Source organism: Adlercreutzia sp. CNCM I-6215 (genome assembly GCF_977072315.1).
The window spans coordinates 1-17,745 of sequence record NZ_CDRVMA010000021.1 but is presented as its reverse complement, the minus strand read 5'-3'; the positions used below and the strand labels follow the sequence as shown (position 1 = coordinate 17,745).

Sequence of the window (17,745 nt, the reverse complement as noted above, 5' to 3'; positions counted from 1 at the left end):
CCGCCGCGACGGCCTCCACGGCGAGCTCCCTGGTCTCCAACGGGTACATGCGGACTCCAATCCGGACACCGGAGTGTCCAACTTTTTGTCCGCACCCCCTTTTTGCTGATTTTCACACTTTTACGTCCTTGTTTTTGTATAGTCGCAGAAAAGACGGACGAGGAGCCCTTTTCGAGGAATTCAAAGGGGCGCTCACCGAGCAGTACGCGTGCCAAGAGCTTATAGCAAGCTGTGGGCTTGTCCCCTATTACTGGTCCGCCGAGAACTCCCGGGGAGAAGTGGACTTCCTCGTGCAGTCGGCCGGTGCCGTCTACGCCATCGAGGTAAAAGCCGAGGAGAACCTGCGCGCCAAGAGCCTGCGCAGCTTCAAGGAAAAGTACCCGGAAGTTCAGGCCCGGCGCTTCTCGCTTTCCGACTACCGCGAGCAAGACTGGCTCACCAACGTCCCTCTCTACCTGATGGGGAACACGGGGCTTTGGCTGTAGCGACGAGGCTGCTCTTTAGACCGATATACTCACCAGCTCGTGGTCTTCGATGCCGAAGGGGCGCAGGCGGGCAAGGGCCGCCAGGGCATCGGATACCTCGGCGAAGGCGGCGGCCTCGGGGCTGCCCGGAAGGGCGCCGAGACCCCCGGGGATCGTCTCGCCGCAGGCATCGCGCGCCTCCTCGGCCCAGCAGGCGGCCTCGGAGAGCAGCACGGCATCGTTGCGAACGAAGGCAGCCAGCGCCTCGATCATCTGCGGGTAGAGCACCGCCGTCTTCGAGCGGCGCGCGCAGCGGGCGAAATCGTCCACCCAGGTGAGCATATGGTCGCGCACGAAGGCCTCCTCATCGCGCAGGGACGCGGCCAGATCGCCCACGTTCCCCGCGCGCAGCTCCGCCAGGGAGCGCTCGGCCTCATGGGCCATAAAGCCGCACATGGTGGCGATATGGTCATCGGGGATGCGCATGAGGCGCGTAAGTTGAAGCCCGCGCTCGCGAAAGATGGCGCGCACGGCCAGAGTGTTCTCCTGGAAGACGGCGGCGTCCTTCGTGCGGTAGGGCGATTCCATCGGCTGGCAGGGCACTTCACCCGGACCGATGAACAGGCGCGTGTACTCGTCGCGGGCCTGCTCGGTCAGCACCGCGCCATCGACGCACTCGCCGAGGTTCTCCAAAAAGCGCCCGAGGCCCTTCATGGAGGGGTCGTCGCCGGCGTACTCCTCCGCCACGTCACGCGTGGTCTCCGACAGCACGCATGCCACCATGGCCGCATCCGGCGTACCGCCGAACAGCTTGTGGAACAGCGTGTACAGGTAGGCGCGCGACAGAAGCAGCGCCTCCAGGTCGATGGACTCGCGACGCATGTTGACGACATCGGTCATGATGGCTCCCTCCTCTAGCAAAAGGGGCGGCCGCACCGATCGCCCCAGCAGCATTCGCGTTTACAGAACGACCGGGTTGAAGTCCTCGAGCAGGGCCCCGCGGCTGGCGCCGATGAGGATGTTGGGGGTCGTCGTGGCGGCCGGCTCCGTGCAGGGCAGCTCGCTCACCGCATCGGGATGGACGGCGCGCAAATCGTCCATTTCGCCAAACTCGATGGCGCGCATGGGGCACGCCTCCACGCACACCGGCTCGTGCCCCGCCTCGCGCAGCGCCCGGCAGGTGTCGCACTTCTGGACGATCTTGTCCTCCTCGATGAACTGCGGGGCACCGTAGGGGCACGAGTTCACGCAGGTCTGGCAGCCGATGCAGGCCTCGTCATCGTGCTGCACGGTGCCGTCGTCGTCCTTGTACATGGCGCCCGTGGGGCAATTCGCCACGCAGGCGGGGCTTTCGCAATGGTTGCAGGAGATGTTCAGGTGGAACATCGCCACCTCCGGGTACGTCCCGCATTCGAAGGTGTCCACCCGGCGCAGGCGGGGGCCCGCCACCTGGATGTCGCGACGGTCCTTGCAGGCCACCTGGCAGGTCTTGCAGCCGATGCAGCTGGCCAGGTCAACGTAAAATCCCAAGCTCATGATTTAAGCCTCCTGTCCGTTGTCGGCACCGGGCACCACATAGGCGGCCGTGCCCTCGTCGTCTATACCCGCGGCCAGAAACGGCCCGCGCTCGAAGTCTTCCACCAACGGCTCGCCGTCGTACTTCTCAATCTCGATGAGCAGGCTGTTGTACCCGTCCACCTGGGGGAAGTAGTTCGACTGCAGGCCGTCGGAGAGCATCTGCTCGCTCCCGCCGCGGTCGATGATGTTCTCGGGGTCGGACTCGTCGAACACCGAGTGCACACCGTGGGGAATGCCCACCACGCCGGGCATGTAGCCCTGCATGGGCTGGGCGATTCTCAGCATGCTGCCGAAATCGTTGAAACAGCGCACCGTGTCGCCGGCTTTGATGCCACGGGCCTCGGCGTCTTCCACGCTCATGAACACCGGGTTGCGGAAGGCCTCCTGGGTCCAGGTCATGTTGTCGTAGCAGGTGTGGGCGCGGCGCATGTAGTGCGGCGTGTAGGCCTGCAGCGGGTAGGCGCCCTTTTCCTTGGCCTCCCAGTTGGCGAATGTCTCCTGGTAGCCGCGGCGCGGCACGAAGTAGTTCGCGTAGGGCTTGATGGGTTCGTCGTTAAGCCCGATGCGGTTCACATTGTCGGCCTTGTACTGGCAGTAGATCTCCAGCTTGCCGGACACCGACGGGCGCGGCCAGGCGGTGTCGGCCACGACGACCGACTCGCCGTCTTCGCCAATGCCCAGCTTGTCATCACGGTAGCCCACGTAGTTGCGCGGATCGCCCTCCGAGCGCTCCACCACGTAGCTTCCGTCGGCCATGAACTGGTCGAAGGCGACCTTGCCCTCTTGGGCCGGGTAGCTCGCGTGGTACTTCTCGTTGTCGGCCTCGGTCCAGGTGATGACTGGCTCCCACTTCGTGGCGTCCTCATTCAGCACGCGCATGCCGAGGAAGTAGCCGAGCCACTGATCGTAGTTGCTCTTCGGGTAGGCGTCATCCGGGTTGTACCCCATGCGCTCGACGATCTCGCGGAAGACGCGCTTCTCCTCGCGGGCCTCGTACATCGGCTTCACCAGGGGTTTCCAAGCGAGCAGGGCGTCCTTGCGCTGCTTCTGGCCGTTGCCGTCGCCGAAGGGGCTCGGCCAGGACAGCTCGCCCCAACTCTCGTCGTCGTTGCCCTCCCAGTGGGTGCACACCGGCAGGATAATGTCGGCGAACTGGGCCGTGAGCGAGAACTTGATCTCGAAGGACACGCAGGTGTCGGCGGCGCGCATGACCTTGATGGCCGTGGGCAGGTTGCCGCGCGTCTGCATGAAGTTCGAGTTCGTCTGCACGAGAATGCGCGGGTTCACCGGCATCTCGCGGGCCTCATGGTAGATCGGCGTGTTGGCGCGCAGCTTCGTCGGATCGCCCACCACGTCGCTGGAGCCGAGGTCGTAGGGGCCTTCCGAGGAGGACAGATACTTGCCGTCGGCCAGCGAGCTCCACCAGGAATTGCCCTCGATATTGCGGTTGGGGCCCGTGGCGGCGGGGCTGCCCACCAGGTTGTCCACGTAGCCGTAGTCGCCGCCGACGTGCTGGATGAGCCGATAGCCCGAGTCGCCCGCGTCCCAGGTGTAGATGGCCGCCGAACCGTGGCCGCTCTTGCCGAAGTGCCCGCCTAAAGCCGACACCGTCATGAAGGCCTGGGAGAGGTTCTCGGCGCCCAGGTAGCGGGACGCGGCGTAGCTGTGCAGGAACATGACGGCGTTGTTCTTGCCGGCCATCTCGGCGTACCAAGTGATGTCCTCGACCGGCGTGCCGCAGATCTCCGTCGCCCATTCCGGCGTCTTTGGCGTGTTGTCGTAGGCGCCCAGCAGATAGTCGCGGAAGTTCTCGTCGGTGGTGGCATCGGCGGGCATGGTCTCCGGCGTGAAGCCCACGGTGCGCTCGTTCACGAAGTCCCAATCGATGATGTCGCCGCGCTCCTCGTCGAGCCGCACCATCTCGTAGGCCACTGCCAGCAGGAAGGCCGTATCGGTGCCGGGGCGCACGCGGATCCAGCGGGCGTCCATGGCGGCGGCGGTGGCGTTGTAGTCGGGGCCGACGAACACGAAGTTGACCCCGGCCTTCTGGGCGTTCTTCAGCCAGTACATGGAGGAGTGCTGCGACCAGGCCGGATTGCAGCCGTACAGCACGATGGTGTCGGCGTTGGGCAGGTCGTACTTGTCCGGCGCCATCATGAGGTCGGGATGATCGCCGTGGGAGTACATGCCCAGCGCTTCCGTTTGGAAGGCCCAGCAGCCGAAGGACTCGCACTCGGTGTTGTACACCGCGCCGCCAATGACCGGGAACATGGCGGAGCCGGGGGCCCAGCGCCAGCCGTTGCAGATGACGGCGTCCTGGCCGTACTGCGCGTAGACGCGCTTCAGCTCGTCGGTCACGTAGGTCAGCGCCTCGTCCCAGCTGATGCGCTCCCATTCGTCCTTGCCGCGCAGCTCGCCGTGGGCGGCCTCGCCGCCGCCGGGCTGCCAGCTCTTGCGCTTCATGGGGTACTTGATGCGGTCGGCGTTGTACACCTGCTGGCGCAGGGAGCGCCCGCGCAGGCAGCCGCGCTGCTGGGGGCAGTCGAAACTGTCCGCATGGGAGTCGTCGGTCTTCTGGCGCACCACGACGCCGTCCACCACGTACCCCATGTTCAGGCACATCTGGTTGCAGTTCTGGTGGCAATGGATAGGCATCCACTCGCCCTTGCCCTCGATGATGGCGGCGTCGCTGGCCACCTTATGGGTCGTCGCGCCGGCACTCCCGCCGGTCTCGGCCATGTCGGTGGCCGTGCTCGGCGCGCAGCCCGCAAGCCCGACCGCCGCCGTGGCGGCGGACGCCTTCAAGAAATCGCGACGCTTCATGCCCTTGTCCAATAGAGCCATGAACATCACCCTCCTCTTCTCGTGTCTTCTCTGACAGCTCGAATCATACGGAGGGCACCCCTTCCATAGGTAATGCTTATATTGTAATCTTGTAAATGCTTGAAAGGCATGCAGGATGTGCCAGACCCAATCTCGCCTGGCGTAATAGACGCGGACAGCGCGGCAGCCGAGCACGCCGGGGAATCGAAGGGGGAACCATGGAACTGAGAACGCTCCGCTATTTCGTCACCGTCGTCCGCGAGGGCTCCATCACCGCGGCGGCCAAGTCATTGCACGTCACCCAGCCGACGCTCTCGCGCCAGCTGGCCGCTTTGGAAGACGAGCTGGGGCACCTTCTGTATCAGCGCAACCGCAAAGGCATCGAGCTCACCGAGCAGGGCGTCATCCTGCGCCGCTACGCCGAGTCCATCCTCGCTTTGGCTGACAAGGCCGAGGAGGAGATCGCCCTTCCCACCCATTCCATCGCCGGTAAGGTGCACATCGCCGCCGGCGAGACCCAGGCCATGGAGCTTGTCGCCGAGGCCATGAAGCGCACGAGCGCCGCCTACCCCGGCATCACCTTCGAGCTGTACAGCGGCACCTCGGCCGACCTCATGGACAACTTCGTCCGCGGCTTCTACGACTTCCTTCTGGAATGCGAGCTGCGCAGCCATGTGGACATGCACACCTTGCGCCTACCCCACACCGACACGTGGGGTCTCCTTGTCCGCCGCGACAACCCCCTGGCAGCAAAGGCGGCCGTCATGCCCGAGGACCTGCTGGACCAGCCGCTCATCAGCTCGCGCCAAGGCGTGAAGGTGGGCGTGCTCGGCCAATGGCTGGGAGACTTGGCCGACGAGATGGACGTGCGCGCCACCTACAACCTGCCACTGAACGCCAAGTTCCTCGTGCGGCAGGGCATCGGCAGCGCGTTCACCTATCGCGGCCTGTTCGAGGCCAACGAGCTGAACGACTTGGCTTTCGTACCGCTGTCCCCCACCCTGGAATCCACCCAGGGCCTCGTCTGGCGCAAGACCCTCCCCACCCGCCAAGCCCAAGCTTTTTTGGATACGTTGAAGGGCCTCTGCGCCGAGCGCGATTTCGAAAATCCGCCGGCAGATGCCAGTTGAGGGCAGAAATGGCGCGACGCGCCTTCCCAACGCCGGCCATTTCAAGGTTGAACTGGCATTTTCAACCATTTCGGCCCTGAACTGGCACCTTCCATCGGCCATTTCTGCGTCGAAGTGGCATTAGCCCGCCCGAATGCTGAAGACTCCGAAGTTCGCCGGCTCGTTTAGCAGCCGAAGAGCTCCTCCGTCTTTTCCATGCGCTCGATGATCGGCACGTCGAAGGGGCAGCGGGGCTCGCAGTCGCCGCAGGCGATGCAGGCGCCGGCCGTGACGTCCATGGCCTTGTAGTGGGCCGCCACCGAGGCGGGCACCTCGCCCGCCATCTCGGCCAAGTCGGCGAACTTGTTGGAAAGTGCGATGTTGATGCCCACCGTGCACGGCGCGCAGTGGCCGCAGTAGGTGCACTGGCCCATGTAGGCGTGCTTGGGCGCCCCGGCCAGCACGCTCGCGTAGTCGCGCTCGGCGGCGGTGGCGCCCTCGTAGGCCAAGGCCTCTTTCAACTGTTCCACGGTTTCCACGCCCACCATGACGCTCGCCACCGCGGGGCGCGTGAGCGCGTAGTGGATGCACTGCACCGGCGTGAGCGCCACCCCGAAGGGCGACGCGTCGGCGGAAAGCAGGCGCCCGCCCGCGTAGCCCTTCATCACCGTGAGGGCCACATCCTTCTCCTCGGCCCGGGCGTACAGGCGAGCGCGCACGGGTTCGATGCCATCGCCGGCCACGTTCTCGTAGTCGCCGAACAGATCTTCCAAATCCTCGGAAGCCGGCATCATGTCGAAGGCCGGGTTCAGCGAGAACATGATGACCTCGATCTCCGGCTCGTCACAGGCGAGCAGCGCCACTTCGGGATTGTGGGTGGAAAGGCCGATGTGCCCGATCTTGCCCGCAGCCAGAAGTTCGCGCACGTATTCGATGAAGGGGCCGTCCATGATGGCGCGGAACTCGTCGCAGGCGTCCACGTAGTGGATCATGCCCAGTTCGACGTGGTCGGTGCGCAGGCGCGCCAGCAAGTCCTCGAAGGCCGGGCGCACGTGGTTCAGCTCGCGGGTGCGCACGTACTGGCCGTCCTGCCAGGTACTGCCGATGTGGCCCTGGATGATCCACTGATCGCGCGTCGGCTCAAGCGCCTCGCCGAGGGCCGAACGCACCGCCGGGTCGCTCATCCAGCAGTCCACGATGTTCACGCCGGCCGCGGCGCCCCGGGCGGCCATGGCGTTCACCTCGGCCTGCTCCATCTTGCCGATCCACTCGGCGCCGAACCCGATAACACTCGCCTTCAGGCCCGTGCGGCCCAATTTCCGATACTCCATGGCACGTCCTCTCTTCTTCGCAAACCCTATGCTGCCGCGACGTTCTTCTTCGATCATCTTGCCTTATCGCGACCTTCTCATTCCCCGCTTCCCCCATTAAAGCATTTAGAGCTAACTCCAAGGAAAGGGAACTCCGTGAAGCCCTTCTGCATTCTCGGCCATTGACACCTTCCCGGAAGACGACGGGCGTACACTGGCGCCATCAGGCCGGCTGCGGCCGCAGACAGGCATTTCGGCCGCTCATCTGGCCGCTCGCCTACGCCGACGCCCGCGCACGCCGGCCATTCATCTAGCGCTGAAGGAGGCGCCCATGCTGAACCATTTCTGCAAGAAACCGTTTTGGGAGTGCACGCAAACCCTGGCCGCCGTGGCCCAGGGACGCCAACCCGCCGACACCGTGATCACGGGCGCGCGGCTCGTGAACGTGTGCACGGCCGAAGTGCAAGACGACATCGACGTGGCCATCGCGGAGGGTCGCATCGCCTATGTGGGGCAAAGCGCCGCCCATTGCATCGGCGAGAACACCCGCGTCATTGACGCCATCGGCCAGGTGATTGCCCCGGGCTTTCTGGACGGGCACATCCACGTGGAGTCCTCCATGATCGGCGCCGGCGAGTACGCCCGGGCCGTTATCCCCCACGGCACGGTGGGCATTTACTGGGATCCCCACGAGGTGTGCAATGTGCTCGGCCTTGAAGGGGTGCAGGTGATGATGGAGGACGCTGCGCGCACGCCGCTGAAGGCCATGGTGACCACACCTTCCTGTGTGCCGGCCGTGCCCGGCTTCGAGGACACCGGCGCCGCCGTGGGCGCCGCCGAGATCGCCGATTCCATGACCTGGGACGGCGTGGTGGGCCTCGGCGAGATGATGAACTTCCCCGGTGTGCTGGCGGGCACCGATCACGCCCACGGCGAAGTGGCCGCCACCCTCGCCGCCGACAAGGTGGTCACGGGCCACTACTCCATCCCCGAGACCGACCAGGGGCTGAACGCCTACGTCGCCAGCGGCGTGCGCTGCTGCCACGAGTCGACCCGCGCCGAGGACGCGCTGGCCAAGATGCGCCTCGGCCAGTACGCCCAGCTGCGCTACGGCTCGGCCTGGCTCGACCTGCCGAACCTGGCGGCGGCCATCACCGAGACCGACATCGACACGCGCTTCGCAAACCTCATCTCCGACGACACGCACCCGCACACGCTCGTGGCCAACGGGCACCTCGACTACATCCTGCGCAAGGCCGTGGAATGCGGCATCGACGCGGTGCGCGCCATCCAGATGATGACCATCAACACCGCCACCTGCTTCCGCATGGACAACGAGCTGGGCTCCATCACCCCGGGCAAGTGCGCCGACATCGTGTTTTTGGACAACCTGGAGGATTTGAACGTCACCCGCGTGCTCATCGACGGCGACGTGGTGGCCGAAAACGGCGCGTGCACCTTCCCGCTTCCGCCTTTCGAATACCCGGCGTGGGTGACCCACTCCATGCACCTGGGGCGCGCCATCGCACCCGAGACGTTCCGCGTGGAAGCACCCACCGACGCCGCCGAGGGTGACGCGGTATGCGTGCGCGTCATCGAAGTGCTGCCCGGATCGGTGCCCGACCGCGAGGTTCGCGCCGCGCTCACCGTGACGGACGGCGCCCTGGAAAGCGATCTTGACCAGGACGTGCTGAAGACCTTCGTCTTCGAGCGCCACCACGAGACGGGCACCTTCGGCGTCGGGTTCACCAAGGGCTTCGGCATCAAGCGCGGTGCCATGGCCTCCACGGTGGCCCACGACGCCCACAACCTGCTCGTAGTGGGCACCAACGATGCGGACATGGCGCTGGCGGCCAATACGCTCGCCGAGGTGGGCGGCGGCATGGTCGTCGTGGCCGACGGCGAGGTGCTCGGCCTCGTGGAGCTGCCCATCGCCGGCCTCATGAACGACCTGGACGCCCCCGCTATGAGCGAGAAGGTGCATCATCTGGAAAAGACCTGGGCCGAGATCGGCTGCACCATGCCCTCCCCCTTCATGACCATGGCGCTCATTCCGCTCGCCTGCCTGCCGGAACTGCGCCTCACCAATCGCGGCCTGGTGGACTGCACCACCTTCCAATTCGTCGATTTGGTGGTGGACGAAAACTAGCCGCGCAACGTGCCATTGCCCCATGCGACGCAGGGCGGCTCCTCTTTACTGGGGCCGTCCCTCTTTGGCGGGATTGTTCCTCTTCGCGAGGGCCGCCCCCCGCTAAAGCGCGTCGGTGTCAAGCACCACCGTGAACGGCCCGTGGTTCACAAGCGCCACGTCCATCATGGCTCCGAACTCGCCTGTCGCCACCGTGAAGCCGTCGGCTCGGGCCATCGCAGCAAAGTGCTCGTACAGCCGCCGGGCGATAGCTGGCTCGGCCGCGTCTGTGAACGAGGGACGATTCCCCTTGCGGCAGTTCGCGTACAGCGTGAACTGGCTCACCACGAGCACTTCCCCACCCACATCGGCCAAGCTCAGGTTCGTCTTGCCCTGGGCGTCTTCGAAAACGCGCATCTTGGCGATCTTGCGCCACAGCCGCTCCGCCTCGGCCTCGGTGTCGCCGTGGCCCACGCCCAGAAGAATGGCGTACCCCTTCCCAATGGCACCGACCACGCGACCCTCCACCGTCACCGACGCCTCGCTCACGCATTGCACTACCGCTCGCATAGCCGCTCTCCTCTCTTCATGTTTTCCTCAGCACTAAGATATGCTCGCATAGCACCTCGCTCTTGAAGCATTTTCCAGACAAAGATACTTCGCACGTACCAACTGCTCTAATCCGGCGAATCTTGCACTCGACATTGTGCAAGAATTTCGACTTGTTAGCTATCCTCGACGGCAAGATAAATCCAGCTGTCCCCATCTGCAATCAGAATACACGTTTTGCGATAATACCTCCCTGGATTTTGTTAGCCTTCCGCTGCTTGAACCGCAAACCAATCAACGCAGAGTCTAACAACTCGAAAAAAGCCCTCATTTCCAGCACCAAGATCGTCTGACAACCGCTCTCCTTCCCAAGCCAAGCCATGCGGGTAATCTTGGATTGTGCACAGGCGCAGTCGGTGGTATGTTCTATTGCAACAAGACAGCTCCGAAGAGGCAATGGCGTATCTGCTGCCAACTCGCCGCGATAGCAACAAAAGGAACAATCCCGTGATCATTGGAATTACAACAACGCTGAACGAGGCCGATGGCTTTCAGCGTGTGAATGTGGAATATATCAACCGCGTGGCAGCTACCGGGGCCGTGCCCATTCTCCTCACCCCCATCGCCGGGGGCGCCGAGGCAAACCGAGAGCACGCCCGCCACGTCATCGAGCTGGTGGACGGCCTGCTCATCACCGGAGGCGGCGACGTGCATCCGCGCTACTACGTGCCCGACCCGGCCAAGAATCGCGATGCACTGGGCCTCGATGATCTTGCGGCCATGGGCTGCGGCTCCTCCTCCCACTGCCGCTCCACAGGAGCAAAAGTTCCCTTCTGCGGCCATTACGTACCCGACCGCACCTTCGAAGAGGCCATGGATGGCACCTCGGCCGTGGAAACGGTGGAGTCCCTGGACGGCCGCGACGTGCTGTCTGCCACGGGACGCCCGCCCATCCCCTGCCTGGACGGTTTGCTCGCCGTCTGCGAGGATCGCGACGGCTTCGAGCTGGAGCTCGCCCGCCTCGCCCATGAGCGCAGCCTGCCCACCTTGGGCATTTGCCGCGGCATGCAGGTCATGAACGTGGCTCTCGGCGGCAGCCTCTACCGCGACCTGTACAACTGCGGCGTCACCGAAAAGCAGCATCGCCAGAACCCGCCCTATTACGGCATATCCCACAAGGTCACCATCGCCAAGGGCAGCTTGCTGGAATCGGTGGTGAGCGCATCGGGGGATTTCGAGGTGAACTCCATGCACCACCAGGGCGTCGACCATGTGGCCCCCGCCCTGCTTGTCGCCGCCCGCTCCGAGGATCGGGTGGTGGAAGCGGTGGAGGATCCTGCGAAGCCCTTTTTCCTGGGAGTGCAATGGCATCCGGAATACCTCGATCGCCACCACGGCCTGTTCAACGCCTTAGCCGCCGCAGCCCACCACCGCGACGCACGGAGCTCATAACCTCCTGCCTGCAAAAAACATTTCTCTTTTTGGTCACAAAGTCGAGTTCTGGGTTTCTGGAGCACAGATTTACCCTAATATTCACCGCGTTTAAGCGCTTGAATAATACCGTAATTAACGTTATCCAACTAATTCGAAGATGCCGAGCGCCATATTAGGGCTCAGAAAAACCCAGAACTCGACTTTGTGACCATTATCTCTAAAACTTTTGCAAGGTGCCCATGGAATCACGCGATAAAGAGCAAGACGTCTTTCTTCCGTTCCCCGAGCCCCTGCGCGAGGGCATTATTCTCGCGCGGCCGAACCGGTTCATCATGGACGTCGACTTCGGAACCTCCGACGAAGGCAGCGCGCCATCGGGCATCGTGCGCTGCCACTGCCCGGCGGTATCGCGCATCGGCGGCCTGGACTTGGCGGGGCGCCCGTGCCTTGTGTCCGACTCCCGCAACCCCAAGCGCAAGATGCCGCTCACGGTGGAGGCCTTCTCGCTGCAGCAGCCGGACGATCCCGACAAGCGCTGGATCGGCATCAACCAGAACGCGTCGAACCGCTACGTGGAGCACTTCCTACGCGAGGGCGCATTCGCAGCCATAACCGGCCCCGTTCGCACGGTACGCCGTGAGGTGCCTTTAGGCGACTCGCGCCTCGATTTCCTCGTGAACGACGACTTGTATTTGGAAGTGAAGACGCCGCTCGTGCAGATGCAGACGGACATCCCGCCTTACGTGCCGCGGCTGCCCGAGGCGCCCTTCAGCTCCACCGAGCGCTCCCTGCGCCATTTGCGCGAGTTGGCCGCGTCGCTGGCCGACCACGAGCGGGCCGCCATCCTCTACTGCCTCTACTACGACAACTTCGGGTTCCGCTTCTACCACGGCACCACCTACGAGGAAGTGCTCGCCACGGTGGACGCCTGCCGGGAAGCCGGCGTGGAGCTCTGGCAGGCCGACTTCGAAGTGACCCCCGAGGGCGTGACTCTCAAACGCTATTATGAGCTGGAAGAGTGGTAGGCGGCGTGGTCGGGCACGTAGCCGCGGTCATCCGGCACGAAGAAGATGAACACGAGCGAGCTTATCAGGAGGAAGAACGGGTAGAACAGAAATGGCATGATCTGGAAAGCCGACACCTGAAAGCCCAGCTCCGTGCAGGCCGAGATGGCCACGAGCATCTGGGCGCCGTAGGGGATGACTCCCTGGAACACGCAGGAGAACGTGTCCAGGATGGAGGCCGTCTTGCGCCTTGAAACGTTGTACGTCTCGGCCATCTCGTGGGCGATGGGGTTCGCCATCACGATGGCCACGGTGTTGTTAGCGGTGGCGATGTCCATGGCGCCCACGAGCAGCCCCATGCCGAGCTGGCCGCCCTTCCGGCTGCGGAACAGGCGCTTGATGCCGTTCAACAGAGCCACGAAGCCGCCGTTCTCGCGAATGAGCGCGCAGATGGCACTCACGAGCACCGCCACCATAGTCGTCTCGAACATGCCGGCGGCGCCGGTGCCCATGTTGCCGAGCAGATCGGTGACGGCCACGGCGCCCTCGGCCACCACAATGATAGAGCCGGACAGAATGCCGAGCAAAAGCACGATGAACACGTTGATGCCCACAATGCCGCCCACAAGAACGATGAGGTACGGGATGAGCTCCAGCAGGTTGTAATCGTTTTGCACCGTGCCGGAGATGTCGGTGCCCAGCGACAGCACCAGAATGATCACCAGCGTCACCAGCGCCGCCGGCAAAGCGATCTTGAAGTTCTCCCGGAACTTGTCCTTCATTTGGCAACCTTGTCCCTGGCAGGCGGCAATGGTGGTGTCGGAGATGAACGACAGGTTGTCGCCGAACATGGCACCGCCCATGACCGAGGCCACACACAGCGGCAGGCTGAACCCCGAGGCCGCCGCCACCGCCACGGCGATAGGCGTGATGAGCGTGATGGTGCCCACCGACGTGCCCATCGAAAGCGATACGAAGCAGCTCACCACGAACAGAACGGCCACGGAGTACTCGGCGGGAATGACCGACAGCATGAGGTAGGCCACCGACTCGGCGGAATCACGTCCCACGGTGCCAACGAACACGCCGGCCGCCATGAAGATGAGGATCATGGTGACGATGGTCTTGTCCCCGATGCCTCGGCCCATGACGACGAGCTTGTCGTCAAAGGAAAGGCTGCGATTCTGGAAGCACGCCACCAGAAGCGCCACCAAAAAGATCACCACGATGGGGATGTTGTAGAACCCCATGGAAATGCCCATGCCGTACTCGAACAGAATGCCGAGCCCCAGATACAGCACGAGGAATACCCCGATGGGCAGAAGCGCCGCCACATTTCCCTTTTTCACGTTGCACCCTAACTCTCATAAGCGCATCCCTGCGCGCTGGACGCCGCTTCCGGAACGGCGGATCTGCAAGGCTCCAACCTGCCCACGACCCGCCTTCCGCACCAACAGCTCCTTGTTTCAGTAAGCGCCTATACTACACCACGGGAACCGCTGCCGATGCGTCATCTTCGATGCGCGGGTCTTACTTATAATAGATGGCGAACGATCGCGCCGTCAGAACGGACACCCCATGACCGATACCGCCAAGAACTCCGCCGCTGCCGAAGAGGGCGTCTACGAGACGCCCGAGGACATCGCCGCCGAAGCCGCAAAAACCGCCGAGCGCGCCGCCCGCGCCGACGCCGACAGCCCCATCGCCCCCGTGGATCCCTTCGAGCCGGGCTCGCTGGGTTGGCTCCTTCCCTGGGCCGAGACCGGCGAGGGCGACGTGCTCACGCCTGACGAGGCGCTGGAGGTATTCTTGGAATGGGTGGACGCCCGCGGCATGGAGCTGTGGCCCCACCAGGAGGACGCGCTCATGGACTTGGCCGTGGGCGACTCGGTGATTCTGGGCACGCCCACGGGCTCTGGCAAGTCCATGGTGGCCTTGGGGCTCTGCTTCATGGCCGTGGCCACGGGGCGCACTGCCTACTACACCGCCCCCATCAAGGCGCTCGTGTCCGAGAAGTTCTTCGACATGGTGGACATCCTCGGCCGCGAGAACGTGGGCATGATCACGGGGGACTCCACCATCAACACCGAGGCGCCGGTCATCTGCTGCACGGCGGAGATCCTCGCGAACCAGGCCCTGCGCGAAGGGCCCGCGTCGAAGGTGGCCTGCGTGGTGATGGACGAGTTCCACTTCTACGCCGATCCCGATCGCGGCTGGGCCTGGCAGGTGCCGCTGCTCACGCTGCCGAATGCGCAGTTCCTGCTGATGAGCGCCACCCTCGGCGACGTGAGCGACATCGCGAGCGCGCTGGAAGAGCGCACCGGCCGGCCCGTCGACCTGGTGACCGACGCGCCTCGCCCCGTGCCGCTGTCCTACGACTACACCTTCGAAACCCTGGAAGCCACCGTGGAGCTGGGTCTGCGCGCCGGCGAGGCACCCATGTACATCGTGCACTTCTCCCAGGACGAGGCGCTGAAGAACGCCCGGGCGCTGGCCAGCTACGGCGTGTCGGACAAGGCCCAGCGCGAGGAAATCAAGCAGGCCATGAAGGGCACGAAGTTCACGACCCCCTTCGGCAAGATCCTGCAGCGGCTGCTCGCCGCCGGCGTGGGCGTGCACCATGCGGGCATGCTGCCGCGCTACCGCCTGCTCGTGGAACGCCTCGCCCAGCAGGGGCTGCTCCCGGTCATCTGCGGTACCGACACGCTCGGCGTGGGCATCAACGTGCCCATCCACACGGTGGTGCTCACCCAGCTCACCAAGTTCGACGGCACCAAGATGCGCCGTTTGCGCTCCCGCGAGTTCCACCAGATCGTGGGCCGCGCGGGACGGGCCGGCTTCGACACCGAGGGCATGGTGGTGGCGCTGGCCCCCGAGCATGAGATCGAGAACCACAAGGCGATGCTCAAGGCCGGCGACGACCCGAAAAAGCAGCGTCGCGTGAAGAAAAAGCAGCCGCCCGAGGGCTTCGTCAGCTGGAACAAGCAGACCTTCGAGCACCTCATCGAGAAGCCGCCGGAGAAGCTGACGCCCCGCATGCGCATCACCCATTCCATGGTGCTGTCCGTGGTGTCGCGCGGAGGCGACGCCTGGGCCAACGTGCATACGCTCATCGCTGATTCGGCCCAAACCCCCGAGGAGAAGATCAAGCTGAACGCGCGGGCCGACGAGATATTCGCCACGCTTTTGGAAGCAGGCGTGGTGGTGCGCGGCGAGGACGCCGAAGGTCGGCCGTCCTACGAGCTTACCGTGGAACTGCCCGAGGATTTCGCCCTGGATCAGCCCCTTTCGCCCTTCCTGCTGGCGGCGCTCGACTTGCTGGATCCGGAAAGCCCCGACTACGCCCTGGACGTCATCTCGCTCGTGGAGGCCACCCTGGAAAACCCCGCCAAGGTGCTGCGGGCTCAGGAGCGCAAAGCGCGCGACGCGGCCATGGCCGAGATGAAGGCCGACGGCGTGGAATACGAGGAGCGCTTGGAGCGGCTGGCCGAGATCACCTACCCCAAGCCCTTGGAAGAGCTGCTCGCCCGCGCCTTCGAGCTGTACTGCCAGGGCGTGCCGTGGGCCCGCGATTACGAGCTGTTGCCGAAGAGCGTGCTGCGCGACATGGTGGAGACGGCGAGCGATTTCAAGACCTACATCGGCCGCTACGGCATCGCGAAGTCGGAGGGGACGCTTCTGCGCTACCTGTCCGACGCCTTCCGCGTGCTCGTGCGCACGTTACCGCCCGATCGGCTGGACGATCGGCTGCGCGATATCATCGCCTGGCTCGGCTTCATGGTGCGCACCACCGACTCGTCGCTGGTGGACGCGTGGGAGAGCGCCGGCGAGCTGCCCGAGGCCGGCGCGCCCCCGCAGGCGGCCGATGCCGTGGTGGCCGACCGCCACGGCATGGAAGTCATGGTGCGCAACGCACTCTTCGCCCGCGTGCGCCTGGCCGCACTCGATCGCACTCGCGAGCTGGGCAACCTGGACGAGGACTGGGGCATGAGCGAGCGCGCGTGGAATGCGGCGTTGGACGACTACTTCGCCGAGCACAACGAGATCCGCCTCGATGGCGACGCGCGGTCCGCCGCCTATCTGATGATCGACGAGAGCCCCGAGCAGGAATCGCACGCCTGGCACGTCCGTCAGATATTCCTGGACGAGGAAGACGCCGGCGACTTCCGCATAGAAGCCGATGTCGACCTAGACGCCACCCAAGAGCAGGGCGAAGTCATCTTCCGCAACTACCGCGTAGGCTTTGTGGAGGATTTGGCGGAGTAAGCACACCTGCGCCCCACACAGGACAGAATGGCAGCGCTTTCGCTTCACCGCGGAGAGGCCGCTGCCATTCTTCCCTACCCCTCGGTGGCCGCAGCGCTGCCGGAAAGCGATATGGGATCGCCCAGAAACGTCGGAAGCGGCTGCGCGATCGCTGTGAGGAAATCCTTGTTCCGGGCCAGCACCTCTCGTATCTCGCGGGCCTGCTGCCCGGCGTAAGGGCGCAGGTCGGCCGACACCCCGTAGGCGTCAAGCCCGAGGCGTTCCGCCACGTAAAGCGCGCGGTACAGATGGTACTCTTGGGAAACGACCACGATGCGCTTCGCCCCGAACACATCTCGCGCCCGGTACATGCTCTCGTAGGTGGAAAAGCCCGCATGGTCCATGAACACGTCGTCCACCGGAAGCCCCGCCTGCACCGCCGCATTCCGCATGACATTCACCTCATCGTAGTCGGCACGTCCGTGATCGCCGCTCATCAGCAGCTTCGGCGACGTGCCATTCTCGTACAGCGCGACGCCGCACGCGACGCGATCCGCCAGCATGTCGCTTGGGCGTCCGTCGGGATGCACCCCGCACCCGAACACCAGCACGCAGTCCACGTCGCCGAGCGCCGCCGCCTCGTCAACCGACACGATGCGCGGGCCGGCGGAAGAGCGCACATGGGCATCAACCGCGAAGACCACCACGGTGCAGAGAACGACGAGTGCCAGAGCGCCCAGTCCGATTCTTTTCAGCCACGTGCCCATGCCTCATCCTCCTTACCGTCTGGGACGAATATACCCCGCTCACTCGGCAAGCAGAATCAAGTTAAGGAAAACGTAAGCGACATTCAAAACCTTTCCAGAGCCTACTTCGAGGGATCTTCCAACACCTGCTTGAGGCCGATCTCCCGAAAAGCACGACTGCGGAAGAGGCAGACATCCAGACTCGGTAAACGGAAAGCGCGGTTTCTGGATGAGATCGACGGTTATGAGCGTCTCGGGGGGTGCGGACTCCAAGTTGGACACCCAGGTGTCCGGAAGGGAGTTCGAATGTACGACAAGAGGGCCAAGCAGGATGCGCTGGATCTGTGGTTCTCGA

13 protein-coding genes are annotated in these 17,745 nt (G+C 64.3%); 6 read left to right on the top strand and 7 right to left on the bottom strand.

Features of this window, described 5'->3' with window-relative positions:
* Positions 1-134 precede the first annotated feature (134 nt).
* Positions 135-485, top strand: a complete 351-nt coding sequence (locus ACW4LP_RS11930) for a DUF4143 domain-containing protein (RefSeq protein ID WP_241521356.1) — start codon at positions 135-137, stop codon at positions 483-485.
* 15 nt (positions 486-500) lie between these two features.
* Here the strand turns inward: ACW4LP_RS11930 and ACW4LP_RS11925 are convergent, their stop codons facing one another.
* The 3 genes from ACW4LP_RS11925 to ACW4LP_RS11915 are packed head-to-tail and all read right to left on the bottom strand — an operon-like array spanning position 501 to position 4,886.
* Complete coding sequence (locus ACW4LP_RS11925; RefSeq protein WP_114548873.1) at positions 501-1,364, bottom strand: TorD/DmsD family molecular chaperone; 864 nt, start codon at positions 1,362-1,364, stop codon at positions 501-503.
* A gap of 60 nt (positions 1,365-1,424) precedes the next feature.
* The gene (locus ACW4LP_RS11920; protein WP_417003779.1) at positions 1,425-2,000 is read right to left on the bottom strand and encodes a 4Fe-4S dicluster domain-containing protein; all 576 of its coding nucleotides are present in this window, start codon (positions 1,998-2,000) and stop codon (positions 1,425-1,427) included.
* 3 nt (positions 2,001-2,003) lie between these two features.
* On the bottom strand, positions 2,004-4,886 hold the full coding sequence (locus tag ACW4LP_RS11915; RefSeq protein ID WP_455803857.1) for a molybdopterin-dependent oxidoreductase: 2,883 nt from the start codon (positions 4,884-4,886) through the stop codon (positions 2,004-2,006).
* 197 nt (positions 4,887-5,083) lie between these two features.
* On the opposite strand from ACW4LP_RS11915, the gene ACW4LP_RS11910 reads away from it, so the two are divergent.
* Complete coding sequence (locus ACW4LP_RS11910) at positions 5,084-5,995, top strand: LysR family transcriptional regulator (RefSeq protein ID WP_161127632.1); 912 nt, start codon at positions 5,084-5,086, stop codon at positions 5,993-5,995.
* A gap of 164 nt (positions 5,996-6,159) precedes the next feature.
* Here ACW4LP_RS11910 and ACW4LP_RS11905 read toward each other — a convergent pair whose 3' ends face one another.
* Positions 6,160-7,305 carry an aldo/keto reductase gene (locus ACW4LP_RS11905; RefSeq protein WP_161127631.1) on the bottom strand — a complete coding sequence of 382 codons (1,146 nt, stop codon included), beginning with the start codon at positions 7,303-7,305 and terminating at the stop codon, positions 6,160-6,162.
* A gap of 310 nt (positions 7,306-7,615) precedes the next feature.
* Here ACW4LP_RS11905 and ade point away from each other — a divergent pair, with 310 nt between their 5' ends.
* Positions 7,616-9,433, top strand: coding sequence for an adenine deaminase (gene ade / locus ACW4LP_RS11900; RefSeq protein WP_302683057.1), 1,818 nt, complete (start codon positions 7,616-7,618; stop codon positions 9,431-9,433).
* Positions 9,434-9,535: 102 nt separating this feature from the next.
* On the opposite strand, the gene dtd is transcribed toward ade, so the two are convergent.
* Complete coding sequence (gene dtd, locus ACW4LP_RS11895) at positions 9,536-9,982, bottom strand: D-aminoacyl-tRNA deacylase (RefSeq protein WP_161127629.1); 447 nt, start codon at positions 9,980-9,982, stop codon at positions 9,536-9,538.
* A 486-nt stretch (positions 9,983-10,468) separates the two neighbouring features.
* Between dtd and ACW4LP_RS11890 the strand changes: the two genes are divergently transcribed.
* Complete coding sequence (locus tag ACW4LP_RS11890; RefSeq protein ID WP_231699585.1) at positions 10,469-11,413, top strand: gamma-glutamyl-gamma-aminobutyrate hydrolase family protein; 945 nt, start codon at positions 10,469-10,471, stop codon at positions 11,411-11,413.
* Positions 11,414-11,634: 221 nt separating this feature from the next.
* Positions 11,635-12,420 (top strand): DNA/RNA nuclease SfsA, encoded by a 786-nt coding sequence (locus tag ACW4LP_RS11885; protein ID WP_161127627.1) that lies wholly within the window; start codon positions 11,635-11,637, stop codon positions 12,418-12,420.
* Here ACW4LP_RS11885 and ACW4LP_RS11880 read toward each other — a convergent pair.
* Positions 12,399-13,748: a Na+/H+ antiporter NhaC family protein gene (locus ACW4LP_RS11880; protein ID WP_455803856.1), complete on the bottom strand. Its 1,350-nt coding sequence runs from the start codon at positions 13,746-13,748 to the stop codon at positions 12,399-12,401. The genes ACW4LP_RS11885 and ACW4LP_RS11880 overlap by 22 nt on opposite strands.
* Before the next feature lie 229 nt (positions 13,749-13,977).
* Here ACW4LP_RS11880 and ACW4LP_RS11875 point away from each other — a divergent pair, with 229 nt between their 5' ends.
* Positions 13,978-16,665 carry a DEAD/DEAH box helicase gene (locus tag ACW4LP_RS11875; protein WP_161127625.1) on the top strand — a complete coding sequence of 896 codons (2,688 nt, stop codon included), beginning with the start codon at positions 13,978-13,980 and terminating at the stop codon, positions 16,663-16,665.
* A gap of 74 nt (positions 16,666-16,739) precedes the next feature.
* Here ACW4LP_RS11875 and ACW4LP_RS11870 read toward each other — a convergent pair whose 3' ends face one another.
* Positions 16,740-17,411 (bottom strand): SanA/YdcF family protein, encoded by a 672-nt coding sequence (locus ACW4LP_RS11870; protein WP_161127624.1) that lies wholly within the window; start codon positions 17,409-17,411, stop codon positions 16,740-16,742.
* Positions 17,412-17,745 lie beyond the last annotated feature (334 nt).

Coding starts and splice junctions, on each gene's coding strand:
- ACW4LP_RS11925 (WP_114548873.1), bottom strand. CDS start 1,364: ATGACCGATGTCGTCAACATGCGTCGCGAGTCCATCGACCTGGAGGCG.
- ACW4LP_RS11920 (WP_417003779.1), bottom strand. CDS start 2,000: ATGAGCTTGGGATTTTACGTTGACCTGGCCAGCTGCATCGGCTGCAAG.
- ACW4LP_RS11915 (WP_455803857.1), bottom strand. CDS start 4,886: ATGGCTCTATTGGACAAGGGCATGAAGCGTCGCGATTTCTTGAAGGCG.
- ACW4LP_RS11910 (WP_161127632.1), top strand. CDS start 5,084: ATGGAACTGAGAACGCTCCGCTATTTCGTCACCGTCGTCCGCGAGGGC.
- ACW4LP_RS11905 (WP_161127631.1), bottom strand. CDS start 7,305: ATGGAGTATCGGAAATTGGGCCGCACGGGCCTGAAGGCGAGTGTTATC.
- ade (WP_302683057.1), top strand. CDS start 7,616: ATGCTGAACCATTTCTGCAAGAAACCGTTTTGGGAGTGCACGCAAACC.
- dtd (WP_161127629.1), bottom strand. CDS start 9,982: ATGCGAGCGGTAGTGCAATGCGTGAGCGAGGCGTCGGTGACGGTGGAG.
- ACW4LP_RS11885 (WP_161127627.1), top strand. CDS start 11,635: ATGGAATCACGCGATAAAGAGCAAGACGTCTTTCTTCCGTTCCCCGAG.
- ACW4LP_RS11875 (WP_161127625.1), top strand. CDS start 13,978: ATGACCGATACCGCCAAGAACTCCGCCGCTGCCGAAGAGGGCGTCTAC.
- ACW4LP_RS11870 (WP_161127624.1), bottom strand. CDS start 17,411: ATGGGCACGTGGCTGAAAAGAATCGGACTGGGCGCTCTGGCACTCGTC.